Source organism: Bradyrhizobium sp. Bra78 (assembly GCF_024519855.1).
Lineage (GTDB): Bacteria > Pseudomonadota > Alphaproteobacteria > Rhizobiales > Xanthobacteraceae > Bradyrhizobium > Bradyrhizobium japonicum_G.
This window is the reverse complement of record NZ_JALJRE010000022.1, coordinates 39,331-61,082: the sequence shown is the minus strand read 5'-3', so window position 1 is coordinate 61,082 and position 21,752 is coordinate 39,331. Positions and strand designations below refer to the sequence as shown.

General features: G+C 64.7%; 27 protein-coding genes. 18 read left to right on the top strand and 9 right to left on the bottom strand.

Annotation, left to right across the window (positions count from 1 at the left end; translation table 11 throughout):
- Positions 1-47: 47 nt before the first annotated feature.
- Positions 48-893 (top strand): S-formylglutathione hydrolase, encoded by an 846-nt coding sequence (gene fghA, locus OC450_RS32865; RefSeq protein ID WP_262049404.1) that lies wholly within the window; start codon positions 48-50, stop codon positions 891-893.
- Between the two features lie 84 nt (positions 894-977).
- Here fghA and OC450_RS32860 read toward each other — a convergent pair whose 3' ends face one another.
- Positions 978-1,460, bottom strand: a complete 483-nt coding sequence (locus OC450_RS32860; RefSeq protein WP_410050531.1) for a DUF3280 domain-containing protein — start codon at positions 1,458-1,460, stop codon at positions 978-980.
- A 159-nt stretch (positions 1,461-1,619) separates the two neighbouring features.
- Between OC450_RS32860 and OC450_RS32855 the strand changes: the two genes are divergently transcribed.
- The 6 genes from OC450_RS32855 to OC450_RS32830 all read left to right on the top strand — a co-directional run bounded on the left by OC450_RS32855 (position 1,620) and on the right by OC450_RS32830 (position 6,472).
- Positions 1,620-2,801 (top strand): ABC transporter substrate-binding protein, encoded by a 1,182-nt coding sequence (locus OC450_RS32855; protein WP_211387084.1) that lies wholly within the window; start codon positions 1,620-1,622, stop codon positions 2,799-2,801.
- Between the two features lie 8 nt (positions 2,802-2,809).
- On the top strand, positions 2,810-3,778 hold the full coding sequence (locus OC450_RS32850; RefSeq protein WP_211387117.1) for a YVTN family beta-propeller repeat protein: 969 nt from the start codon (positions 2,810-2,812) through the stop codon (positions 3,776-3,778).
- The gene (locus tag OC450_RS32845) at positions 3,775-4,581 is read left to right on the top strand and encodes an ABC transporter ATP-binding protein (RefSeq protein WP_262049402.1); all 807 of its coding nucleotides are present in this window, start codon (positions 3,775-3,777) and stop codon (positions 4,579-4,581) included. The genes OC450_RS32850 and OC450_RS32845 overlap by 4 nt, the downstream gene beginning before the upstream one ends.
- A complete protein-coding gene (locus OC450_RS32840) occupies positions 4,578-5,426 on the top strand; it encodes an ABC transporter permease (protein ID WP_211387082.1) in 849 nt (282 codons plus the stop codon). Before OC450_RS32845 ends, OC450_RS32840 begins: the two co-directional genes overlap by 4 nt.
- The gene (locus OC450_RS32835) at positions 5,423-6,037 is read left to right on the top strand and encodes a hypothetical protein (protein WP_211387081.1); all 615 of its coding nucleotides are present in this window, start codon (positions 5,423-5,425) and stop codon (positions 6,035-6,037) included. The genes OC450_RS32840 and OC450_RS32835 overlap by 4 nt, the downstream gene beginning before the upstream one ends.
- 135 nt (positions 6,038-6,172) lie before the next feature.
- Positions 6,173-6,472, top strand: a complete 300-nt coding sequence (locus tag OC450_RS32830) for a copper-binding protein (protein ID WP_211387080.1) — start codon at positions 6,173-6,175, stop codon at positions 6,470-6,472.
- 161 nt (positions 6,473-6,633) lie between these two features.
- Here OC450_RS32830 and OC450_RS32825 read toward each other — a convergent pair whose 3' ends face one another.
- Positions 6,634-7,236, bottom strand: coding sequence for a PQQ-dependent catabolism-associated CXXCW motif protein (locus OC450_RS32825; RefSeq protein ID WP_262049401.1), 603 nt, complete (start codon positions 7,234-7,236; stop codon positions 6,634-6,636).
- Positions 7,233-8,114, bottom strand: coding sequence for a substrate-binding domain-containing protein (locus OC450_RS32820; protein WP_211387078.1), 882 nt, complete (start codon positions 8,112-8,114; stop codon positions 7,233-7,235). The genes OC450_RS32825 and OC450_RS32820 overlap by 4 nt, the downstream gene beginning before the upstream one ends.
- A gap of 127 nt (positions 8,115-8,241) precedes the next feature.
- On the opposite strand from OC450_RS32820, the gene OC450_RS32815 reads away from it, so the two are divergent.
- Together OC450_RS32815 and OC450_RS32810 are read left to right on the top strand one after the other, a co-directional pair.
- A complete protein-coding gene (locus OC450_RS32815; RefSeq protein WP_211387077.1) occupies positions 8,242-9,168 on the top strand; it encodes a quinoprotein relay system zinc metallohydrolase 2 in 927 nt (308 codons plus the stop codon).
- Between the two features lie 53 nt (positions 9,169-9,221).
- Entirely contained in the window at positions 9,222-10,040 is an 819-nt protein-coding gene (locus tag OC450_RS32810; protein ID WP_211387076.1) for a quinoprotein dehydrogenase-associated SoxYZ-like carrier, read from the top strand.
- A gap of 20 nt (positions 10,041-10,060) precedes the next feature.
- On the opposite strand, the gene OC450_RS32805 is transcribed toward OC450_RS32810, so the two are convergent.
- Positions 10,061-11,068, bottom strand: a complete 1,008-nt coding sequence (locus OC450_RS32805) for a transporter (protein WP_262049400.1) — start codon at positions 11,066-11,068, stop codon at positions 10,061-10,063.
- 92 nt (positions 11,069-11,160) lie between these two features.
- Positions 11,161-11,520, bottom strand: a complete 360-nt coding sequence (locus OC450_RS32800; RefSeq protein ID WP_211387074.1) for a hypothetical protein — start codon at positions 11,518-11,520, stop codon at positions 11,161-11,163.
- Between the two features lie 87 nt (positions 11,521-11,607).
- Between OC450_RS32800 and OC450_RS32795 the strand changes: the two genes are divergently transcribed.
- Genes OC450_RS32795 through OC450_RS32775 form a run of 5 tightly spaced genes read left to right on the top strand, consistent with a single transcriptional unit; the run spans position 11,608 to position 15,274 of the window.
- Entirely contained in the window at positions 11,608-12,588 is a 981-nt protein-coding gene (locus OC450_RS32795) for an ABC transporter substrate-binding protein (protein ID WP_262049399.1), read from the top strand.
- A gap of 1 nt (position 12,589) precedes the next feature.
- Positions 12,590-13,327: an ABC transporter permease gene (locus tag OC450_RS32790; protein WP_211387072.1), complete on the top strand. Its 738-nt coding sequence runs from the start codon at positions 12,590-12,592 to the stop codon at positions 13,325-13,327.
- A complete protein-coding gene (locus OC450_RS32785; protein ID WP_262049398.1) occupies positions 13,317-14,057 on the top strand; it encodes an ABC transporter ATP-binding protein in 741 nt (246 codons plus the stop codon). Before OC450_RS32790 ends, OC450_RS32785 begins: the two co-directional genes overlap by 11 nt.
- A 48-nt stretch (positions 14,058-14,105) precedes the next feature.
- Entirely contained in the window at positions 14,106-14,900 is a 795-nt protein-coding gene (locus tag OC450_RS32780) for a pentapeptide repeat-containing protein (protein ID WP_211387070.1), read from the top strand.
- A 26-nt stretch (positions 14,901-14,926) separates the two neighbouring features.
- On the top strand, positions 14,927-15,274 hold the full coding sequence (locus tag OC450_RS32775; RefSeq protein ID WP_262049397.1) for a hypothetical protein: 348 nt from the start codon (positions 14,927-14,929) through the stop codon (positions 15,272-15,274).
- A 128-nt stretch (positions 15,275-15,402) separates the two neighbouring features.
- Here the strand turns inward: OC450_RS32775 and OC450_RS32770 are convergent, their stop codons facing one another.
- The 4 genes from OC450_RS32770 to OC450_RS32755 form a co-directional block, all read right to left on the bottom strand.
- Positions 15,403-15,612, bottom strand: coding sequence for a hypothetical protein (locus OC450_RS32770; protein ID WP_211387068.1), 210 nt, complete (start codon positions 15,610-15,612; stop codon positions 15,403-15,405).
- 107 nt (positions 15,613-15,719) lie between these two features.
- Entirely contained in the window at positions 15,720-16,625 is a 906-nt protein-coding gene (locus OC450_RS32765) for a hypothetical protein (protein ID WP_262049396.1), read from the bottom strand.
- A 24-nt stretch (positions 16,626-16,649) separates the two neighbouring features.
- Positions 16,650-16,730, bottom strand: coding sequence for a pyrroloquinoline quinone precursor peptide PqqA (gene pqqA / locus OC450_RS32760; RefSeq protein ID WP_035663753.1), 81 nt, complete (start codon positions 16,728-16,730; stop codon positions 16,650-16,652).
- Between the two features lie 170 nt (positions 16,731-16,900).
- Positions 16,901-17,293 (bottom strand): calcium-binding protein, encoded by a 393-nt coding sequence (locus OC450_RS32755; RefSeq protein ID WP_211387066.1) that lies wholly within the window; start codon positions 17,291-17,293, stop codon positions 16,901-16,903.
- A 330-nt stretch (positions 17,294-17,623) separates the two neighbouring features.
- Here OC450_RS32755 and OC450_RS32750 point away from each other — a divergent pair, with 330 nt between their 5' ends.
- The 4 genes from OC450_RS32750 (at position 17,624) to OC450_RS32735 (ending at position 21,698) form a co-directional block, all read left to right on the top strand.
- Positions 17,624-19,288, top strand: coding sequence for a methanol/ethanol family PQQ-dependent dehydrogenase (locus tag OC450_RS32750; protein WP_211387065.1), 1,665 nt, complete (start codon positions 17,624-17,626; stop codon positions 19,286-19,288).
- A gap of 10 nt (positions 19,289-19,298) precedes the next feature.
- On the top strand, positions 19,299-19,655 hold the full coding sequence (locus OC450_RS32745; RefSeq protein WP_256809190.1) for a c-type cytochrome: 357 nt from the start codon (positions 19,299-19,301) through the stop codon (positions 19,653-19,655).
- The gene (locus tag OC450_RS32740) at positions 19,652-20,578 is read left to right on the top strand and encodes a substrate-binding periplasmic protein (protein WP_211387063.1); all 927 of its coding nucleotides are present in this window, start codon (positions 19,652-19,654) and stop codon (positions 20,576-20,578) included. Before OC450_RS32745 ends, OC450_RS32740 begins: the two co-directional genes overlap by 4 nt.
- A 94-nt stretch (positions 20,579-20,672) precedes the next feature.
- Positions 20,673-21,698 (top strand): FUSC family protein, encoded by a 1,026-nt coding sequence (locus OC450_RS32735; protein WP_211387062.1) that lies wholly within the window; start codon positions 20,673-20,675, stop codon positions 21,696-21,698.
- Positions 21,699-21,752 lie beyond the last annotated feature (54 nt).

Here is a 21,752-nt window from a genome sequence, read left to right as displayed (position 1 = left end):
CAAGCGTTGCAATCATGATGTGGTTAGATGCCACGGAGCCCAAAGCCATGACGATTCAGACTGTCTCGACCAATACATCCTATGGCGGCGTGCAGGGCGTGTATCGCCACGCAAGCCAGGCGACCGGAACCGACATGGTGTTTTCGGTCTATGTTCCCCCGCATGCAGCCGGCGCCAAGCTTCCAATGGTCTGGTATCTGTCCGGCCTCACCTGCACGCATGCCAACGTCACCGAGAAGGGCGAATTCCGCAAGGCCTGCGCCGAGCTCGGCCTGATCTTCGTCGCGCCCGACACCAGCCCGCGCGGGCCCGACGTGCCGGGCGACGCCAACAATGCCTATGATTTTGGCCTCGGCGCCGGCTTCTATGTCGATGCCACGCAAGAGCCGTTTGCGCGCAATTATCGCATGTGGAGCTACGTCACCGACGAGCTGCCGAAGCTGGTCGCCGAGAATTTTCCGGTCGATGCCAAGCGGCAATCGGTGATGGGCCATTCCATGGGCGGCCACGGCGCGCTGACGGTGGCGCTGCGCAACCCGCACCGTTTTCGCGCCGCCAGCGCGTTCGCGCCGATCGTGGCGCCGTCGCTCGTGCCCTGGGGCATCAAGGCGCTGACCGGCTATCTCGGGCCGAACAAGGATACGTGGCGCAGCCACGACACGGTGGCGCTGATCGAGGACGGCGCGAAGTTTTCCGGCTTCCTCGTCGATGTCGGCGAGGCCGACAATTTCCTGAAGGAGCAGCTGAGGCCAGAGCTGCTGCAGGCCGCCTGCACCAAGGCCAACGTCCCGCTGACGCTGCAGCGGCAGGCGGGCTACGACCACAGCTATTATTTCATCTCGACCTTCATGGGCGATCACCTGCATTGGCATGCGGAGCGATTGAAAGGGTGATGCTCTGCACGCCAAGCGCACGCTGCCTTCCCTTCTCCCCTTGTTGTGGGAGAAGGTGGCAGCGGCGCACGCGGAGAGAAGAATCTACTCCGGCTTGCCGTAATTCGGTGCCAGCAAGCGGTTGCGGATGAGGTAGTTCATCGTGCGGGTCCAGGATTCATCCGTGTTGCCGCGCATGTCGGCGCTGGCGGCGGTGATCATGTTGCCGGTCTTCACGTCGCGCAGATAGATGTTGAGGTTGATGATCAGGTTCGAGACCTTCTGCACCATGCCGGTGATCTCCAGCTCGGCGCCGAGTTCTCCGGCAAGCTTGAGGTCGCAGCCGCCGCAGGCCTGCAGATTGGCGTGACGGGCGGCGTCCCTGACCGGCGCGATATCGAGCACCTGGAACCTGCCTGACTCAGTCAGTTCCTTGCGCAGCTGCTCGCCGACGCGATCGAGCCGCGCCTCCTCCGGCTTGGAGCCGTAGAACTCGCCCGGCAGGCTGGTGTCGATCAACTCGAAATCGAACACCGCGAGCTTCGGCGGATCGGCGCGCGCGCCCGATGCCGTCAACAGCAAAGCCATGAAACATATCAGCAAACATATCGGCGCTCGCATGATCGTGATTCCAGGCCTCCTGCGCGGGGACGAAATGCGGGGTTGCATGGCCCGGCAAATCGGTCATGCTTTAGCAGAGACAATTCTCCACCGGCGGTCAAGCCGGGGAGAACCTCTGGAGGAAACATGATCCGATGGTTGGTCGGCCTGATCGGCTTGGGTGTCACCGCGACGAGTGCGCTCGCGGCTGACCCTGTCATGATCGGCGTCGGCTATCTCGGTATCGCCGGCACCAGATCGACGCTGTCGCTGGTCGAGCAGCCCGCGGACAATGACGGCGTCGCCGGCGCGCGCCTCGCCATCGAGGACAACAACACCACCGGCAAATTCCTGGGCCAGCGTTTTGCGCTGGAGGAGCGGCGTATCAAGGAGGGCGAGGATGCCGTGCAGGCCGCGACCGATCTTGCCGCGCGCAACGGCTTCATCATCGCCGATCTGCCGGCCGATGCGCTGCTGAAAGTATCGGACGCCCTGCGCGAGCGCGGCACGCTGTTGTTCAATGCGGGGGCGATCGACGAGCGGCTGCGCGAGGCCGATTGCCGCGCCAACGTCATCCATACCGCGCCGACGCGGTCGATGCTCGCCGACGCGCTCGGCCAGTACCTGGTGTGGAAGCAGTGGAAGCGCTGGCTGCTCGTGGTCGGCTCGCATGACGAGGACAAGCTGTTCGCCGATGCGCTGCGGCGCACCGCCACACGGTTCGGCGCCAAGATCGTACAGGAGCGCAATTTCGAGGACAAAGGCGGCGCGCGGCGCACCGATTCAGGCGTGACGCTGATCCAGCGCCAGATGCCGGTGTTCACGCAACAGGCGCCGGCCTACGACGTGCTGGTCGCCGCCGACGAGAGCGAGGTGTTCGGCGCCTACCTGCCCTATCGCACCTGGGATCCCCGCCCCGTCGCGGGCTCGGCCGGTCTCGTGCCGCGGAGCTGGGACGCTTCACAGGACCAGTGGGGCGCGATCCAGATGCAAAACCGCTTCGTCAAGCTGAACTCGCGGCGGATGACCGCGCTCGACATGCAGGCATGGACGGCCGTGCGCATGATCGGCGAAGCCACCTCGCGCACCAATTCCGGCGATGTCAAAAAAGTCACCGATTTCATCAAGGGTCCGGATTTCTCGGTCGCCGCCTTCAAAGGCACGAAGCTGACCTTGCGCGACTGGAACCTGCAGCTGCGCCAGCCGATCCTGCTCGTCGACGGCCGCATGGTGGTGTCGGTGTCGCCGCAGGAGGGTTTTCTGCACCAGGTCTCCGAGCTCGACACGCTCGGCTACGATCGCCCGGAGAGCAAATGCAAGTTGAAGTAAGGATACGGATGTCGCGCATGTGGCGCGTTGGGCTTCTTTCCGGGCTGGCGCTGACAGCCGCGCCGGCGCATGCGTTCATCGCCTATGTCTCGAACGAGAAGAGCAACACGGTGTCGGTGATCGACACCGAGAGCTGGACCGTAACCAAGACCATCAAGGTCGGCCAACGCCCCCGCGGCATCGATTTCACGCGCGACGGCAAGTTCGTGATGGTCGCAGTCGGCGACGACGACACCATCCAGATGATCGACGCCAAGTCGCAAACCGTGGTGGACAGTTTGCCTTCCGGGCCCGACCCGGAATTGTTCGCTCAGGATGCCGCCGGAAAGATCCTTTACGTCGCCAACGAGAACGACAACACGGTGACCGTGATCGATCTCGAGAAGCGCGCCCGGCTCGGCGACATCCAGGTCGGCGTCGAGCCCGAGGGCATGACCATCAGTCCGGACGGCAAGACGCTGATCAACACGTCCGAGACGACCAACATGGCGCACTTCATCGACACCAGCTCGCGCCAGATCGTCGCCAACGTGCTGGTCGACGCGCGGCCGCGCTTTGCCGAGTTCAAGCACGACGCGTCGGAATTGTGGATCTCCTCCGAGATCGGCGGCACGGTGTCGATCATCGACCCCGGAAAGCACGAGGTGATCGGCAAGGTCAATTTCGAGATTCCGGGCCTGAGGAAAGAAGCGATCCAGCCGGTCGGCATCGGCATGACCCGGGACGACAAGACCGCCTTCATCGCGCTCGGCCCCGCCAACCGCATCGCCGTGGTCGACACGGCCACCCGCAAGGTGATGAAATATCTGCTGGTCGGACAACGGGTCTGGCACATGGCGTTCACGCCGGACGAGAAATACCTGCTCACCACCAACGGCGTGTCGAACGATGTCTCCGTCATCGACGTCGCCGCGCAAAAAGTGATCAAGACCATTCAGGTGGGCGAGCTGCCCTGGGGCATCACGATCGCGCCATGACCAGCCCCGCCCCCATCGCCGACCAACGCGAGACGCAGAGGCCCGATCCGGCCGCGGTGCCGGCGCTGTCGATCGACGGCGTCAGCCATTCCTATGGCCCGCGGCGCGCGCTGCTGGACGTCTCCTTCAACGTGCAGCCCGCGAGCTTCACCGCGCTGCTCGGCCTCAACGGCGCGGGCAAGAGCACGTTGTTCTCACTGATCACGCGGCTGTTCGGCATCCAGTCCGGCCGGGTCGGCATTTTCGGTCATGACGTCGGCAAAAGCCCCGGCGAGGCGCTGCGGCTGCTCGGTGTCGTGTTCCAGCCGCGCACGCTCGATCTCGATCTGTCGCTGACGCAGAACCTGCTCTATCACGCCGCCCTCCATGGCATCAGCCGCCGCGATGCTGCCGCGCGCAGCGCCGAGCTGCTCGGGCGCATCGGGCTGACCGAGCGCGCCGGCAGCAAGGTGCGCGATCTCTCCGGCGGACAGATGCGGCGGCTGGAGATCGCGCGGGCGCTGCTGCACCGGCCGCGACTGCTGTTGCTGGACGAGCCGACCGTCGGCCTCGACGTCAAGGCGCGCGCCGACATCATCAGCCATGTCCGCCAGCTCGTGACCGAGCAAGGCATCGGCGTGCTCTGGGCCACGCATCTGTTCGACGAGATCATGCCGGGCGACGATCTCGTGGTGCTGCACCAGGGCAAGGTGCTGGCGCAGGGGCCGATGAGCCGGGTCATCACGGAAGCCGGCGCGCAGGACGTCAACACCGCCTTCATGCGCCTGACAGGCGCGCAGACGATGCCGGGAGGCGGCGGATGAGCAGCATCACCACGCGCGAGGCCCCACGTGGATTCTCGACGTCCGAGTACATGACCTGCCTCACCGGCATCGTCTGGCGCGAGGGGCTGCGCTTCCTGCATCAGCGCGAGCGCTTCGTCTCCGCGCTGGTGCGGCCGCTGGTGTGGCTGTTCATCTTCGCCGCCGGCTTCCGCCAGGTGCTCGGCATCTCCATCATCCCGCCCTACGAGACCTATATCCTCTACGAAGTCTATATCGCGCCCGGGTTGATGGCGATGATCCAGCTCTTCAACGGCATGCAATCCTCGCTGTCGATGGTCTATGACCGCGAGATGGGCAACATGCGCACGCTGCTGGTGAGCCCGCTGCCGCGCGGCTTCCTCTTGTTCTGCAAGCTGCTCGCGGGCACGGCGGTGTCGCTGCTCCAGGTCTATGCGTTCCTCTTGATCGCCTGGTTCTGGGACATCACCCCACCGCCATCGGGTTATCTCACCGTGCTCCCGGCGCTGATCCTGTCCGGGCTGATGCTTGGTTCGCTCGGCATGCTGATCTCCTCCGGCATCAAGCAGCTGGAGAATTTTGCCGGCGTCATGAACTTCGTGATTTTCCCGATGTTCTTCGCATCCTCCGCGCTCTACCCGCTGTGGCGGGTGCAGGAGGGCAGCCCCTATCTCTATTATCTCTGCGAGGCCAATCCGTTCACCCATGCGGTCGAACTGATACGTTTCGCACTGTACGGACAGGTCAACTGGATCTCGCTGGCGGTGGTCGCGACGTGCACAATCGTCTTCATGATCGGCGCTATTCTGGCCTATGATCCCTCGCGCGGGCTGGCGCGACGGGGCCCTGCGGGAGGCGAAGGATGACGGTTCGGATCTTGGCGATGGCGGTTCTCGCGCTCGCGCTGTCGGGCACGGCCGCACGCGCGGCCGATCCGCGCTATCCAAACTGGCCGTGCACACAGGCAAAAGTACCGGAGATTTCGCTCGCGGCCGTCTGGGCCGGCCCGGCGCTCGACGACGTCCAGAACAAGTGGAAGGACGACACCAAGGTCAGCGCGCTGGTCTCGAAGCTGTCGGCGCGCAAGACGCCCCTGGACGAGGCCGAGAAGTCAGTGAAGGAATTCCTGGCGGGCTCCGGCGCCGACAAGGCCGCGAATGCGAAACTGCTGTTCGCCGGCCTGTTCGATACGCTGAACGCCCAGCGCTCCCAGGTGATGATCGGGCTCGAACGCGTCAGCCGCAAGCAGCGCGAGGCGGCCGACAATATCCGCGAGGAGTCGGTTCAGCTCCAGGCGCTCCAGGGCGCAACGCCGCGCGACGACGCCAAGGTCGACGCGCTCAGCAACGAGCTGATCTGGAAGACCCGCATCTTCGAGGACCGCCACAAGGTGGTGCGGTTCGTCTGCGAGGTTCCCACCACGATCGACCAGCGGCTGTTTGCCCTCGGGCGCCTGATCCAGCAGGAGATGGAATAGCGTCAGCCTCACTGACCGCTTACGGAGGGTTCCCGCGGCCGCGGGCGATCGTTAACCTATTGCCACGCTATCTGCCGGAACCAAATCGATCTAGGATGTCTTGTCGATGGTAATCCAAGGCATCGGGAGGCCTCGATGGGAACCACTAGATTCATCCTCGCGGGCGCGGCAGTCGTCGGCATGCTCGCCACCAGCGCTTTCGCCGACGACATGACCGGAATGGTCACCAGGATCGATCGGCTCAACAGCACGATCTCGATCCAGCAGACCCAGAAGGGCACGGTCGGAGGCAGCGCCGGCGGTGCCGGCACGCTCCAAGAGTACAAGGCCAAGGACGCCGCGATGCTCGATGCCGTGCATGCCGGCGACAGGGTGAGCTACTCTGCGACCGACACGAGCGGTACGGGCACGCTGACGAAGCTGCAGAAGCAGTAGGCCGGGGTCTTTGCGGCCATCCTTCGAGACGCCCGCTTTGGCGGGTTCCTCAGCATGAGGTCTGGCTTCGTGGTGAGATGTTGAATCGTCATCGTGAGGAGACCGCGAAGCGCGTCGTCTCGAACCACGAGGCCACCGCTACAGTACGCGATTTAGGTCGACTACTGCTCCGGCCGCGGCTCCGGCTGCGCCTCGTCGGTCGGAAGCTTGGCGCGTTCCCAGCCGTCGGTGCCGTCGGGGTACCAGGCGACGTTGGAATAGCCGTACGCCAACGCGCGCTTGGCGGCATTCCAGGACATCCAGCAGTCGGCCAGGCAATAGATCACGAGCAGCGCGGCCTTGTCGCCGCGCGAGGCGCGTGCGAGGCCGCGCTGGAAATAGTCGTCCATGGCGGGCGGCAGCGTGCCGTAGCCGGTGTCGGGCAGCCAGATGCTGCCCGGGATGTTCTTGCGCGGTGCATCGCGCCAGACGGTCCCCGCAGGAAGGTTCTTCGGCTTCGGCGGACGCGGCAGCACGTCGACGAAGGCGCCGCTCTTGGCGCGCCAGATCGCCTCGGCTTCCGACGTCGACAGCACCCGCGCACGCTCCAGCGTCGCCGGCACCGGCGCGCGGTAATTGTCGGCGCGATAACCCTCGGGCTCGAACGGCTCCTGCTGCTGCGCCAAACTCTGCTGCGCCACGTGCTGCTGCGCAAAGTGCTGCTGCGCAAAGCCGGGCGCCGCCAGGACGGCGGCAACCAGCGCAGCGGCAAGCTGTCGCCTCATGGCGTCTTCTTGGCCGTCTCCGCGCCGAGCGGCCGGTCGCTCTCGTCGAGCAGCGGGACTCCGAAGTCGAGCAGGATCTTGTTGATCTCGCCCTGGTTCTCCTGGATCAGCTTGTTGAGCTGCCGCTTCCAGTTCTGGTCGGCGGGACGCACGCCCATGCCGATGCGATAGACCAGCTTCGGCCCGGTGGTCTCCTTCACCAGCGGCGTGACGTGCAGCGAGCCGGCCTTCTTGGCATAGAATCCCGCCATCGGTCCCCACAGCACACCGGCGTCGATCTTGCCGGCCGTGAGATCGTCGATCATCGCCTGCGCCGAATTGTCGTAGCGGGTGTCGATCATCAGCGGATAGGGTTTTGCATCAGCCATCAGGCCGGCAATCGCCATGTTGGTTGCGGGCGGCGTGCCCGCGACGATGCCGACATGCTTGCCCTTCAGTCTCGGATCTTCGAGCTTGTCGACATCCTCGAGTCCGCTGCCGGATTTCGCGACCAGCGCATAGGTCGTGCGGTAATAGGGATTGGTACCCTGCACGATGTCATCGCCTTGCGGAAAGCCCATGATCACGTCGCAGCGATGCGCGCCCAGCGTCATTCGCACGAAGCCCGTCGCCTGCGGGAAGAAGACATAGTCGAGCTTCTTCTGGAGCTTGTCCGCGAACAGTTCCGCAAGCTTGTTCTCGAATCCCTCGCCCTTCTCGTTCGAGAACGGCAGGTTGCGCGGATCGGCGCAGACGCGCAGCACCTTGGGATCGACCAGTTCGAAAGAAAGGTCGCCGGTTTCGCTGGTCTGCGCGACGGCGACGTCGCCGAACGCGCAGGAAGCAACCAGGATACTCAGTGAAAACAACCAGCGACGATGTCGTCCGGCCTCCGTCATCGCGCTTCCTCCTCGTTTTGATTGAATGTTATCCATGCAACGCACGACGCGCCATGTTTGCCAACTTCATGCTGGCCTTGCTTTGCTGCAGTGCAATACGGCAAACTCTTTGAACTGAGGCGGAAAAGTGTCTCGCATCGCGCCAATGATCGCAGCCTTGTCCCTGCTGGGGACAGTGACGCTAGCACGCACTGAAGCGGCCGAATTGCCTGTGAGCGAAGTCGCGCCCGGAATCTTCGTACACTCCGGGGCCATCGCCCTGATGACGCGCGAGAACGAGGGCGACATCGCCAATGTCGGTTTCATTGTCGGCGCGGATGCGGTGGCCGTCATCGATACCGGCGGCAGCCTTCGCGAGGGCGAGGCGCTGCTCGCGGCTGTGCGGGCCCGCACCAGCAAGCCGATCCGCTACGTCATCAACACCCACGGTCATCCCGACCATGTCTTCGGCAACGCGGCCTTCGCCACCGGGGACACGCGCTTCGTCGGCCATAGCAGGCTGCCGCAGGCGCTAGCGACGCGCGGTCCCTATTATCTCGATAATTTCAGACGCATCATGGGCGACGAATTGATCTCACCTGTGAGGATCGTGCCGCCCACCCTGCTCGTGCAGGACACGCTGACGCTCGACCTCGGTTCGCGCCGACTCACCTTGCGGGCCTGGCCGGCGGGACACAGCGACAATGACCTGACCGTGTTCGACGAGACGAGCAGAACATTGTTTGCCGGCGACCTCGTCTTCCTCCGCCACATTCCGGTGATGGACGGCAGCATCCGCGGCTGGCTCGGCACCCTCAGGGAACTCGAGACCATTCCGGCGCAGCGCGTCGTTCCAGGTCACGGGCCCGTGAGCGAATGGCCTGCAGCGCTGACCGATGAACGGCGTTATCTGATGGCGCTGCTGGCGGACGTCCGGGCCTCGAACAGGAAGGGCGAAACGCTGCGGACCGCAGCTGACAAGGCGGCCGCGTCGGAACGGTCGCAATGGCAGCTGTTCGACGACTACAACGCCCGCAACGCAACCGCAGCATTCTCGGAAATTGAATGGGAGTAGCAGGCGCGCTACGCTATGTTCGAAGACTGCTTCGTCCGCGCGGGACCATGACCATGACCGGATGCACACGTCGCCTGCCCCTGATCGCCCTCCTCCTCGGCATCGGCTTCGCCGTGCCGGCGCTGGCCGAAGAGGCTGACGATCCCTGGCCGGGCCTGGTGCAGGACATCTTCAACAATCGTCCGATGAATGACGGCAACAACGTCATCGGCATCGAGATGCCGTACCGCGCCGAGGACGCGGCGATCGTGCCGGTGACCCTGCGCAGCAAGCTCTCGCCTGGCGATGCGCGCCGCATCCGTTCGATCACGCTGGTGATCGACCGCAACCCCGCGCCGATGGCGGCGAAGTTCGAGCTGGGGCCTGACGCCAACGTCAGCGAAATTTCGACGCGCGTGCGCGTCAACAACTACACCGACGTGCATGCGGTGGCCGAACTCAGCGATGGCCAGCTCTACGTCTCGAAAGTATACGTGAAGGCCTCCGGCGGCTGCTCGGCGCCGGCGGGAAAGAATATCGAGGAAGCCAGGAACCGGCTCGGCCAGATGCGCTACCGACAGTTTGCGCGCGGCGACGCACCGGCGAGCCGTATCCGCGAAGCGCAAATCATGATCGGCCATCCCAACAATTCCGGGCTGCAGATGGACCAGGTCACGCAGCTCTACATTCCCGCATTCTTCGTCAACCAGCTCAAGCTGACGCAGGACGACAGCCCCGTGCTGTCGATGGAAGGCGGCATCTCGATCTCGGAAGATCCCAATCTGCGCTTCACCTACGTCTCCAACGGCGCCAAGCGCTTTCGCGCGGAGGCCAAGGATACCGATGGGCATTTGTTCCGGAACGAGTGGGATGTGGAGAAGCCGGGGACGTGAAGGGCGTTCATCATCCTCCTTCAATATCCCTCGCCCCAACGATACTGCCATGCGATACCAACAGCCGTCAGTTCGCTTCCCGTGCGACTGGTCATGCCGGTACTGGCAGAGAGCTTGATAGAGTTCTGTCGATCGATCGGCAACGCGACCGTCAAGCCGGCTCGCGAGATCGCCTGCTCGTTGTCGCTTTTGACGCCGTTGAGGGTCGTGCGGCCGCCCGCGAAATACAGTCCGTCCAGCGCCATCCATATGCCGGACTGGAACGTATAGATGAGATGTCCCTGCACGGCATAGATCGGAGCTTGCGAGAACGTCTTGCCGCCGAAGAAGTCGGTGTTGTCGCTGAAGAAGGTCACGCTGGGGGAGAGTTCGACCGTCCATGGTCCCCATGCCTTTGAAATCCCGAGCTCGGGCCGGAACGACCAGCGATTGCCGCCGAGGTTCAGCAGCTTTGTGCTGTCATACTGCCCGAAGGGCGCGGAGACCTGCAGGCTTACTCCTACGATCAGATCCTGGTGATAGCTGGCGAAGTCCTTCGCCGAGAGCGCGGGTGCCCCAAACAGATTGACCGAGACACGAAATCGCGGATCGCCCAGGCCGGACATCTCTCGCTCGCGTGGCTCGCCGTTTACGAGCCCATGCGCGGCGAATGACGATATCGGCACGATCGCGTCGAATTTGGCCGACTGGCCAGCGAGTTCAAAGGACCGAACATAGGCCGCCACGCCGGTGTCGGAGCGGAACGTGGCGTCTGCGATCGCGGTACTGGGATCGAACGCGAGCTTGCCTTGAGCGTAAACGTAGCCCGAGATCAGGAAATTCAATCCAACAGGCGTATTCGAATACGATCGCGGCTCGGCCTCCTGTGCGCTCGCATTCGAGACCGCCGACAATGCGGCGATCATTCCCAATGCCGGGCCAAGCGGGAGCCGTCTTGCGAGACGCGCTTGAGGCGCATCGGCATTTGCATCGACGATGACGGGCGCATCATCAACCGCCCGGTGCACTCCAACGCCATGCCGGTCCATCGGGATATCCTGCCAAGCAAGCCCGTCGGATCATATCATCGAAGCTCCACCGGCGACCCTGGCTAGAGGAAGCGAAAGCAGCGCGGCAAGCGTCAAAAACACCTCACCTCGGCTTCCGCCTGCGCGCGCCTCAGGTCATTAACTGCGGAATTCGCCTGCTCTGACGTGCGGAACTGGACGCCGAGATTGCCGCGGACCTGGGACATGCTGAGCGCGGTCTCGGCGGTAACGTAGCGCTCATAGGGCACAATCGAGGCCACCACGTCGATCGAGCAGGAACATTGCTCGATCGCCTGCCGGCTCTCGCCATTGGCCTTCATGCAGCCATAGACGTATTCGGCGCGCGCCGACGTCGGAAAATCATTGGCCTCCTCGGCTCGCGCCGCGAGCGCGGTCGCCGCCAGCACCGTCAATGCGGCGACAATCGGTCGTAGCTGTCCGGCCAGGTTCATGAGCTTCCTCCCGCTGGTTGCGACCAAAGCTATGCTATGCGTATTGTGCTGAAAAGCACTCTATCAGAGGAAACGGCTCACAAGGTGATGAGAGTACTTGGTCGATCATTGGCGCTTGCGGCGACGCTGGTGCTGACATTAGCCGGACCCGGCCGCGCCGCGGATACCATCCGTCTCGCGGTGCAGAAGACCGGAACATTCTCCTGGGAGCTGGCCGCGATCCGCGCCGGTGGCCTCGACAAGGAGGCCGAGCTGTCGCTCGAAGTCACCGAGCTTGCGAGCCCCGAGGCCGGCAAGATCGCGCTGCGCGCCGGCAGCGCCGACATCATCCTGTCCGACTGGCTGTGGGTATCGCGCGAGCGCGCGCTCGGCGCCAAGCTCACGTTCTATCCCTATTCCAGCGCGCTCGGCGCGGTGATGGTACAGGCATCCTCGCCGATCAAGTCGCTCGCCGACTTGAAGGGCCGCAAGCTCGCCGTCGGCGGTGGTCCCATCGACAAGAGCTGGCTGCTGCTCCAGGCGCGCCTGAAGCAGGACGGCATCGACCTGAAGTCGGAAGCGACCATTGTCTATGGCGCACCGCCCCTGATCGCGGCCAAGGCGCTCGATGGCGAGATGGATGCGAGCCTCAACTTCTGGAATTTCTGCGCCCAGCTCGAAGCCAAGGGTTTCCGCCGCCTGACCGGCATCGAAGACATCCTGCCGAAGCTCGGCGCCAAGGGTGCGGTCTCCGCGGTCGGCTATGTCTTCGACGAAAGCTGGGCCGCGAGCCATCGCGACGCCGTGGCGCGCTTCATCGCAATGACCCGCAAGGCCAAGCAGCTGCTGGTGACTTCGGATATGGCCTGGGACAAGATCGCCCCGCTCACCGGCACGACCGATCCGGTCCTGCTCAAGGTCTATCGCGACCGCTATCGCGACGGCATTCCGCGCCGGAGCATCGACGACGAGGAAAAGGACGCGCGCGTGCTCTACCGTGTGCTGGCCGAGACCGGCGGCCGCGATCTGGTTGGGCCGGCGGCCGAGCTCGATCCCGGCACGTTCTATCACGCAGTCCCCGGAGATTGAGGTGCTGCGTCTTCTGTCATTTGCACTGTTTCTCGCGATCTGGTGGATTGCCGCGCTGTTCGTCGGCGGCGCAAAGCTGCCCTCTCCGCCTGCCGTGCTCCAGGTGATGATCGCGGAAGCATCGAGCGGCGCCCTGTTCCTGCATCTCGGCGCCACGCTCGCCCGTGTCATTCTCGCCTTCGTGCTGGCGATGTCGCTCGGCAGCGCGATCGGCTATCTGATGGGACGGGTCAAGCTCGCGGACCGCCTCGGCGATCCCTGGCTGATCCTGTTGCTCAACCTGCCCGCATTGGTCGTGATCGTGCTGGCCTATATCTGGGCCGGGCTCACCGAGGCCGCCGCGATCGCGGCGATCGCCATCAACAAGCTGCCGACAGCCATCGTCACCCTGCGTGAGGGCACGCGCGCGCTCGACCGTTCACTCGACGAGATGGCGAGCGTGTTCGCGATGCCGCGCTGGCGCGCGTTCCGCCACGTCGTGCTGCCGCAGCTGGCGCCCTATATCGCAGCCTCGGCCCGCTCCGGATTGTCGCTGGTGTGGAAGATCGTGCTGGTCGCCGAACTGCTGGGCCGGCCGAACGGCGTCGGCTTCGAGATCGGAATCGCCTTCCAGTTGTTCGACACGCCGCGGCTGCTGGCCTATTCCCTGACATTCGCCGCCGTCGTGCTCGTGATCGAGATGGCGCTGGTGCAACCGTTCGAAGCCCGCGCAACACGGTGGCGGCCCCGTGCGGCTTGAGGTCGAGATCACAGGCAAGACGTTCAGGAATACCGCGGGCGGAACCCAGGACGTCCTCGCGCCGGTGAAATTCGCGCTTCAGTCCGGCGAGGTCGGCGTGCTGATCGGGCCGTCCGGCTGCGGCAAGAGCACGATGCTGCGCATCATCCTCGGGCTCGACCGCGATTTCGAGGGCCGGGTGTCGCGCCCCGCGGAGGCGCGGATCGGGATGGTGTTCCAGGAGCCGCGGCTGCTGCCATGGCGCTCGGTCGAGCAGAACGTGCGGCTTGCGGCACCCGATGTCACTGACGCAAAGCTTGCCGAGCTGTTCAGGATCCTCGAGCTGGAGCAGCACCGCAGCCACTTCCCCGGCGAACTGTCACTGGGGCTGGCCCGCCGCGTCGCACTCGCCCGCGCCTTTGCGGTCGAGCCGGATATTCTGGTGCTCGACGAGCCCCTGGCCTCGCTCGACGACGCGCTGGCCGGCCGATTGCGCGACGAGATCGCAGCGCTGGTCGCCAGCCGACCCGTCACGACGCTGCTCGTGACGCACAGCCTGGACGATGCGGTGCGCCTCGGCGATCGCCTATTCTTCCTGTCGCCGCGCCCGGCGCGCATCCTGGCCGAGGTACCCATCGGCATCCCGCGCGAGGCACGCAGCGACGCCGCGATTGCCGCGATCAAGGGCGGGCTTCCGCGGCGAGCCCCGGGTGAACAGGGCGGCGAACGCGCCGGGCGGGATGTCTTATAGGCAGCCGCGCGGCACGTGTGCTAAACAGGCCGATAGCGGAGCCTGACGATGAGACGAACCGTTGCTCTGACGACGCTTGGCTTTGCGCTCGTCGCGACCATGGCGAGCGCCCAGGACATGATGCGTGACGTCGACCTCACCTCACCCGCCATGGTCTCCGCTGAAATGAGCCGACAGGAGGTCGAGGCCGTACTGGCCAAAGCGAGCGCCGGCGCGCCCGCCGACTTCACCGGCACGCGCTTGTCGGGGCTCGATCTCTCGGGGCTCGACCTTTCCAGGGCGGTGCTTCGCACGGCACGGCTCAACAAGACAAAACTCGGCGGCGCCCGTCTTGATCGAGCGATCCTCGATCAGGCGTGGCTTCTCGACGCGGATCTCACGGGCGCGAGCCTGAGGGGCGCCAGCCTGTTCGCCGCGCAGATGGCGCGCGCTCACCTCGACGGCGCTGATCTGACCGGCGCGCGCATCGCAGCCGATCTCAGCGGCGCGAGCCTGGTCGGCGCCTCGATCGCCGACGCGCATCTCGGCGCCGACATGCGCAACCAGTCGATGGGGTTGATGCGCGCCGTGCTCCGATCGGCCAATCTGGAACGGTTGAACGCGCGCAACGCCGACCTGTCGCGCGTCGATCTCGAGTTTGCCTCCCTCAGGGGAGCCGACCTGACCGGGGCGTCGCTCCGGAACGCCCAGCTCGGCGGCGCCGACCTGACCGGGGCGACCGTCATCGACACCGATTTCGAGGGCACCGATCTCACCTCCGCCAGGCTGATTGCACCGATCGGCCTTGACCGCGCCAAAAATTTCGACAAGGCAAAGAACCGCGAGCGCCTGATCAGGCAATAACGGCGTCGCCTTGGGAGGACGATTTGATGCGTTGGGGTCTGGTGTTGATCACGTTGCTGGCGTTTGCCGGCGAAGCCGCCGCGCAGACCAAGGGCAAGGGCATCCGGCTCTGGAATCTCACGACGGAGACGATCTCCGGCTTCCAGCTCTCGCCGGTCGGCAAGACCGAGTGGGGACCGAACCAGTGCCTGAACGACAAGGACAAGGAGGTCGACCACGACGAGCGGCTGCGCATCACCGGCGTCGAGCCCGGCCGCTACGACGCCAAGGTCAGCTATGCCAATGCCCGGCAGTGCATCGTGCGCGACATCGAGATCAGGGCGGACGCGGTGTTCTCGATCGCCGACAAGGACCTGAAGGACTGCAGCAAGTAGCTGTCCAACTCTCATCCCGAGGAGCCGCGAAGCGGCGTCTCGAACGATGAAAGGCCCGGCTGCAGCAGTGGGCCTGCATGGTTCGAGACGCGCGTTCCGCGCTGCTCACCATGAGGGTCTGCTACCTCTCACGCCCTGTCGTTCGGGTGCGGATACTCGCAGCGCCACCGCACCGCCTGCCACTTCGGATGGTCGCCGACCCATTGCGCGATATAGGGCGGCGCGGCCATCGCGCATTGCCGCGGCGACCCCGCAAAGTTGAACACCAGATGCTGCTCCTCGCAGGTCGCAGGCGAGAGCACCGCACACACAGTTACCACCAGGTCGATCGGGCTCATGCCGGGATCCTCTCGCAAGGCCATCAAGGTTAGCACAACAGTTTACGGTCCAGGCCTGTCGGGGTTTCAAACCGGCGTGAGAGAGCCAGGGTCCGGAACTCGCCCTCCTAGAAGTTGACCCCAAATACCAGCCTTGCCTGATGCCGCTCGAAATTGACGAGGTCGAGATTGGCGGCGGACCCGGCCGGACGACCCCAGGCCTGCATGCTCCAGCTCATGGTCAGCCGCGAGCGCTCTGAGAGCTGGAAATAGGCGGTCGGACCGACGAACAGGGCCTGGCCCGAGAACTCGCCGAGGCCGATGCCTTCATATTGCCGGAAGTAGCGCAGCTCGCCGCCGAGCAGCACATCGGGCCGCACGCGGACGAGGCCGGCGAAGGCCGCGCCGATGGTGGAGCTCTTTTCGGACAGTCCCGCCACCTCGAAGCGCGCCCATTCGGGCTGATAGATCAGGTTGAGCGCGCCGATGGCGAAGTTCGGGATCAGCTCGCGATCGAAGGCGAGCGTAAAGTCGGTGCCGTACATCCGGCCTTTTGCGCCGGAGGTCTCGTCAATGCGGTCGCCGTGGAGCTCGGCGCCGACAGTCAACCCAAACGGCGCGCGCTGGCGATCGAGCAGGCGATAGCGCAGGTCGAGCGAAGCGCCCTGGAAGTTGAACTGGCGGCGGTCGTCGATGTCGGGGACGCCGGTGATGTCGTGCAGCGTGGCGGTGCCGCCGACCTCGACGCGGAAATTCGGCAGCGGCACGACCTCGATCTCGACCTCCTGCGAAAGGGCGCGATAGGTCCCGCCGCCCTTGCCGGAGCGTCCCGTCGTCTGGCTCTGGAATTCACGCTCGCCCGGATTGCCGACGTCGGTGCCGATCATGAAGCCGAAGATGTGCTCGGTATCGAAGCCCTCTTCAGCGCTGACGCATGCCGGTGCAAGTGCGAACGTGCAGGCAGCTATGGTCCAGAAGGTATGGGCTCTCGCGCGCATCCCCGACACTACCACGGCTTCGACGGCGTTTGCCATCGAAGCCGCGGTAGGTCGTCCGTCTTACTTGCGCGAAGCGCAGGCGTACATGTTGATTTCCATGCCGACCGACACTTCCACGATCTTCGGAGCTTTCCAAGCCATTCGGGGTCTCCCAAGGGATGAGCGCGACATCGCGCCGGGCAAAACCTAGGGCTGCGTCTGGCACAGCGCAAGCAGGGAATCGAACTGCCAACACAGCGAACTGTCGCATCGCGCTCGCAAATTTCCCTCTCGGGCAAACCGCCTTCGCTCCCAGTCAAGCGGCGTGCCTCTCACCGCAACAAGCGCAGCAGCGCGCGGCCGGCGCGCGAACTCAGCTCCTTCGCATCCAGCGTTCCATCCTTGTCGGGATTCGCCGCGTTGAAGCGCAGCTCGACGACGGAGAGATATTCGTCGACCGTGAGAGTCCCGTCGCGATCGGGATCGGCGGCGGCGAGTTCTTTCGCCGTCAACCGTCCGCGCAATTCGCGGGCGTCGAGCGTGCCGTCGCGATCGGGATCGAGCCTGGCGAACAGCACGCTGGCGGCCTTCTTCACCTCGGCGAGATCGAGCGTGCCGTCATTGTCGGTATCGAACATTTTTACGGCGTTGCCGGATGCAGACCACGCCGGGCCGGACAGCAGTGCGATCGTGAGTGCAAGCGCAACAGAGCGACGCGATATCATCAAAACCTCCCTGACCAAGAGCTCCGCTTCGAGCCGGACCGAAACGAGATAAGTCCACAAGCAGGCCCCGGTTCAAGTCCGCAATTGCAACCAGCGCACCGCACAACTGCCGGCACCCAATGGCCCGAGCGGGCTGCATTGCCTCATGCGGCGGAATTTTTTCAGCGTCTGCGCACAAGTCAGAGTCGACTGTAAGGTATCCGTCAGGTGACCGACATCCGGTGCCCAGCATATCGGCGTCGTAATTACGACTTTCGTATTGACGCGTTTTGCATTCGGGCGGAGTGTTGCTGCCGCAGCGTCAAAAGACGCGCATATTGGGAGGAACGGATGAAACGCCTTGCGATGGCCGCGAGCCTCGTCATGTTTGCACCGATTTGTGCAAATGCACAGACCACCGATCAGCTGGTCAAGGGTGCAACCGATACTTCGAACGTTCTCAACTACGGGATGGGCTACAATCTGCAGCGCTTCTCGACGCTGAACCAGATCAACAAGGATACCGTCAAGAACCTCGTCCCGGTCTGGAACTACTCATTCAACGACGATCGCAGCGAGGAATCCCAGCCGCTGGTGTACCAGGGCGTGATCTACGTGACCTCGCACAACGCGACCATGGCGGTCGACGCCAAGACCGGCAAGCAGATCTGGAAGAGCAAGATCGAATATCCCGCCGAGACCCCGCGCATCGTCTGCTGCGGCATCATCAATCGCGGCGCGGCGCTCTATGACGGCAAGGTCTTCCGCACCACGCTCGACGCCAACGTGATCGCGCTCGACGCCAAGGACGGCAAGGAGCTGTGGCGGCAGAAGGCGGCCGACATCAAGGAAGGCTATTCGATGACGGTGGCCCCGCTGGTCGCCGACGGCGTCGTCATCACCGGCATCTCCGGCGCCGAGTTCGGCACCCGCGGCTTCATCGACGGCTGGGATCCGGCGACGGGCAAGCACCTCTGGCGCACCCATTCGATCCCCTCCCCCGACGAGCCCGGCGGCGACACCTGGAAGGGCGACACCTGGAAGCTCGGTGGCGGCTCGACCTGGATCACGGGCTCCTACGATCCCGAGCTGAATACGGTCTATTGGGGCATCGGCAATCCCGGGCCGTTCAACTCGGCGGTGCGTCCCGGCGACAACCTCTACACCTGCTCCGTGCTGGCGATGGATCCCAAGACCGGCAAGATCAAGTGGCACTACCAGTTCTCGCCGAACAACCCGTTCGACTACGATTCGGTGGCCGAGATGGTCCTCGCCGACATGAATGTCGAGGGCAAGCCGACCAAGGTGCTGATGGATGCCAACCGCAACGGCTTCTTCTACGTGCTCGACCGCACCAACGGAAAGCTGCTCGCGGCCAACCCTTACGTGAAGGTGAATTGGGCGACCGGCATCGACATGAAGACCGGCAAGCCGATCGAGACCGACGTCTCGAAGGACGCACGCGACGGCAAGAAGGTGACGGTCTATCCGTCGATCCTCGGCGGCAAGAACTGGGAGCCGATGTCGTTCAATCCGCAGACCGGCCTTGCCTACGCCAATACGCTCGCCTTCGGCGGCAGGTACAAGACCGAGCCCGTCACCTTCAAGCAGGGTGAATGGTATCTCGGCATGGACCTCACCGACCTCTGGGAATGGGGTGACGGTCCGCGCGGTCACCTGAAGGCGATCGATCCCATGACCGGCAAGGCGAAGTGGGAAGCACCAAGCGATATCCCGCGCTTCTCCGGCGTGCTGTCGACCGCGGGCGGCGTCGTGTTCTCGGGCGCGCTGACCGGCGAGTTCGAGGCCTTCGATGCCGACACCGGCAAGAAGCTCTGGCAGTTCCAGACCGGCTCGGGCATCGAGGGCCAGCCGGTGACATGGCAGCAGGACGGCGTGCAATACGTTGCCGTCACCTCCGGCTATGGCGGCGTCTATTCGCTGTTCTCCGGCGACGAGCGGCTGGCGAAGGTGCCACCCGGCGGCTCGCTGTGGGTCTTTGCGGTCAAGCAATAACCACGGCACGATGCTGAGAAAAGTATCTCACAAGACGGTGGCGATCCTCGCCACCGTCGCGGTGCTGACGGTCGCGCTTGCGGCGACCGCTCGTGCCGCGGATGACGCAACCGCCAATCCCGTGCAGGCACAGATCGACCACGGCAAGTCGACCTATGCTTCGAAATGCTCGCACTGCCACGGCCCCAATATGATGAATTCCGGCACCATCACGCCGGACCTGCGCGCCTTTCCCGACGACAAGACGCGCTTCGTCACCACGGTGAAGAACGGCAAGAACAACAAGATGCCGCCCTGGGCCGACATCCTCAGCGACGATGAGATCGGCGATCTCTGGGCCTTCATCTCGAGCCGGAGGAAGCCATGAGGGCTTGGCTCGCCGCTTGGAGCATTGCCGCGACCCTCGCTGCGGCCACGGTCGCCCGCGCGGCCGACGATCCGCTGACGATCTGTCTCGACGAGGACCGGCCGCCGCTCTCGGTGCATCACAAGGGCAAGCCGGACTCCGGCTTCGACGTGCTGCTGGCGCAGGCGATCGCGGAGCGGATGGGACGGCCGCTCAGGATCCAATGGTTCGAAAGCAAGCTCGATGAGGATTCGAGCCCGCAGCTCGAGGCCAACGCGTTGCTCTCCGACGGGCGCTGCTCGCTGGTCGGCGGCTACGCGCTGACGACCGATTCCCTCGTCAAGCCCGGCATGAAGACGGCACGCCTGCCCGATTTCGCCGGCGCCACGCGCGACGACCGGCGTCGCCGTGTCGCGCTGGGAGTGCTCGCGCCGAGCCAGCCCTATGTTTACTCGCCGATGACGGTGGTGCTCGGGCCGAAGGCGCAGGGCCGCAAGATCGGCGATATCGGCGGCCTTGCGGGGCTTCGCCTCGTCATCGAGAGCGGCTCGCTCGGCGATGCCATCCTGATGACCTTCGACAAGGGACGCCTGATCGACGACATCACCCATCTCGTCCCGGGCCGCGACGACCTCCTCGGCGCACTTGCCCGTGGCGACTACGACGCGACGTTGATCGACCTCGGCCGCTTCGATGCCCATCGCGCCGCGCATCCCGACACGGCGATCACCGCGTCCGGCTATTACTATCCGATCGGGGCCAATCGCGGCTATGTCGGGCTCGCCAGCGATCCCGCGTTGATCGACGCCGCCAACAAGGCGCTCACCGGGCTCGCTGCCGAGGGCAGGATCGCCGAATTCGGCAGGCAGGCCGGCCTCACCTATCTGCCGCCGCGCGAGCCCGCGATCCTGGGCGACGTCTGGATGAAGATCATCCAGCGGTGAGAGGCAGCGAGAGCGTGGCGGCCGGCGCCACGCTCGAGTAGCGACGTCATTTCCGTGCTATAGGTGGTGCTTCACGCGACCCCTTTGGTGCCCTGTGAACTCCCCGACCATCCCCTCAGCCGCAGGTCTGCGCGATCTGCTCTCCCGGGAAATCAAATCCGGCGAACTCGTGCGGGCGCTGATCGTCGTCGGTCCGATGGTCGCCGCCTACTTTATCGCGCGCGAGACGGCGCTGCTGAATCTTGGGTTGATCGCGGTCTCGCTGCTCATCCCCGCGCTCAGGCTGCACCTGCCGCCAAAGGTCATAGCGTGGCATTATCTCGCCGTCCTCGTCACCTTTGCCGTGCTGTTCCTCGCAGGCCCCGTCAAGCCGCTGTTCGCAGTTCTGACGGGGCTCGCGGGATTCCTCGCGGTCGCGGTGACGCGCCATGGCGAACATTTCCGCACGCTCGGAAATTGGGTGTTCATCCCCGCCGTGTATCTTGCCTGCGAGGTGCGGGAGGGCGTGAGCGCCTCCGAAGCGATGCGCCATGCCGGCTTGATCATCGTGTCCTCTCCGATCGCGCTGGGGCTGGTCTGCGGCATCCGGATTTACGACCAGCGCCAGCGCAGGGACGCCGCGGCGACGTCGTTCGGAGCGCCCGCCGCAGAGTGGTTTCTGCCTGCAACGGCAACCGCCATGGCGGTGTTCGCCGCGGCGGCGTTGGTCGAGATCCTCGATCTCGCGCAGGGACAATGGGTGATGTGGTCGGCCGCAAGCGTCGTGGTCGGCGATCTCGCGGCGTCCACCGGCAAGCTGAAGCAGCGGGCGATCGGCGCGGTCGTCGGCGTGCCGCTCGGCTTCCTCGCCGGTGCCGTGCTGCCGCAAAGCCGGGTCGGTTATGCGCTTGCGGTGCTTGCGGCCACCCTCACGCTGATCTCGTTCTCGCGTTACATCGTCGGCTTCGGCCTGCGCTGCTTCTTCATCGCGCTGGCCGCTTCCTTCGCCGGCGGCGCCAGCGGCATCGCGGAGGAGCGCATCGTCAACGTGCTGATCGGCGGCGCCTTCGGCCTCATTGCGGTGGCCCTGACCGAGATCGTCTGGCCATGGATCGCGCCAAAGGCACGCTCGCCCGGGTGACGGGCAAACGGGCACCGCACCGCCTCGTCCAATGCGCCAATCTGTCTCGCCTGC

What these genes read in the sequence shown, in the direction of transcription:
- OC450_RS32825 (WP_262049401.1), bottom strand. Translation starts at nt 7,236, where the DNA reads ATGAGGCGACAGCTTGCCGCTGCGCTGGTTGCCGCCGTCCTGGCGGCG.
- OC450_RS32775 (WP_262049397.1), top strand. Translation starts at nt 14,927, where the DNA reads ATGCGTTGGGGTCTGGTGTTGATCACGTTGCTGGCGTTTGCCGGCGAA.
- OC450_RS32830 (WP_211387080.1), top strand. Translation starts at nt 6,173, where the DNA reads ATGGGAACCACTAGATTCATCCTCGCGGGCGCGGCAGTCGTCGGCATG.
- OC450_RS32795 (WP_262049399.1), top strand. Translation starts at nt 11,608, where the DNA reads ATGAGAGTACTTGGTCGATCATTGGCGCTTGCGGCGACGCTGGTGCTG.
- OC450_RS32860 (WP_410050531.1), bottom strand. Translation starts at nt 1,460, where the DNA reads ATGGCTTTGCTGTTGACGGCATCGGGCGCGCGCGCCGATCCGCCGAAG.
- OC450_RS32780 (WP_211387070.1), top strand. Translation starts at nt 14,106, where the DNA reads ATGAGACGAACCGTTGCTCTGACGACGCTTGGCTTTGCGCTCGTCGCG.
- OC450_RS32750 (WP_211387065.1), top strand. Translation starts at nt 17,624, where the DNA reads ATGAAACGCCTTGCGATGGCCGCGAGCCTCGTCATGTTTGCACCGATT.
- OC450_RS32765 (WP_262049396.1), bottom strand. Translation starts at nt 16,625, where the DNA reads ATGGCAAACGCCGTCGAAGCCGTGGTAGTGTCGGGGATGCGCGCGAGA.
- fghA (WP_262049404.1), top strand. Translation starts at nt 48, where the DNA reads ATGACGATTCAGACTGTCTCGACCAATACATCCTATGGCGGCGTGCAG.
- OC450_RS32805 (WP_262049400.1), bottom strand. Translation starts at nt 11,068, where the DNA reads ATGGACCGGCATGGCGTTGGAGTGCACCGGGCGGTTGATGATGCGCCC.
- OC450_RS32850 (WP_211387117.1), top strand. Translation starts at nt 2,810, where the DNA reads ATGTCGCGCATGTGGCGCGTTGGGCTTCTTTCCGGGCTGGCGCTGACA.
- OC450_RS32840 (WP_211387082.1), top strand. Translation starts at nt 4,578, where the DNA reads ATGAGCAGCATCACCACGCGCGAGGCCCCACGTGGATTCTCGACGTCC.
- OC450_RS32820 (WP_211387078.1), bottom strand. Translation starts at nt 8,114, where the DNA reads ATGACGGAGGCCGGACGACATCGTCGCTGGTTGTTTTCACTGAGTATC.
- OC450_RS32845 (WP_262049402.1), top strand. Translation starts at nt 3,775, where the DNA reads ATGACCAGCCCCGCCCCCATCGCCGACCAACGCGAGACGCAGAGGCCC.
- OC450_RS32810 (WP_211387076.1), top strand. Translation starts at nt 9,222, where the DNA reads ATGACCGGATGCACACGTCGCCTGCCCCTGATCGCCCTCCTCCTCGGC.
- OC450_RS32835 (WP_211387081.1), top strand. Translation starts at nt 5,423, where the DNA reads ATGACGGTTCGGATCTTGGCGATGGCGGTTCTCGCGCTCGCGCTGTCG.
- OC450_RS32770 (WP_211387068.1), bottom strand. Translation starts at nt 15,612, where the DNA reads ATGAGCCCGATCGACCTGGTGGTAACTGTGTGTGCGGTGCTCTCGCCT.
- OC450_RS32740 (WP_211387063.1), top strand. Translation starts at nt 19,652, where the DNA reads ATGAGGGCTTGGCTCGCCGCTTGGAGCATTGCCGCGACCCTCGCTGCG.
- OC450_RS32755 (WP_211387066.1), bottom strand. Translation starts at nt 17,293, where the DNA reads ATGATATCGCGTCGCTCTGTTGCGCTTGCACTCACGATCGCACTGCTG.
- OC450_RS32800 (WP_211387074.1), bottom strand. Translation starts at nt 11,520, where the DNA reads ATGAACCTGGCCGGACAGCTACGACCGATTGTCGCCGCATTGACGGTG.
- pqqA (WP_035663753.1), bottom strand. Translation starts at nt 16,730, where the DNA reads ATGGCTTGGAAAGCTCCGAAGATCGTGGAAGTGTCGGTCGGCATGGAA.
- OC450_RS32855 (WP_211387084.1), top strand. Translation starts at nt 1,620, where the DNA reads ATGATCCGATGGTTGGTCGGCCTGATCGGCTTGGGTGTCACCGCGACG.
- OC450_RS32745 (WP_256809190.1), top strand. Translation starts at nt 19,299, where the DNA reads ATGCTGAGAAAAGTATCTCACAAGACGGTGGCGATCCTCGCCACCGTC.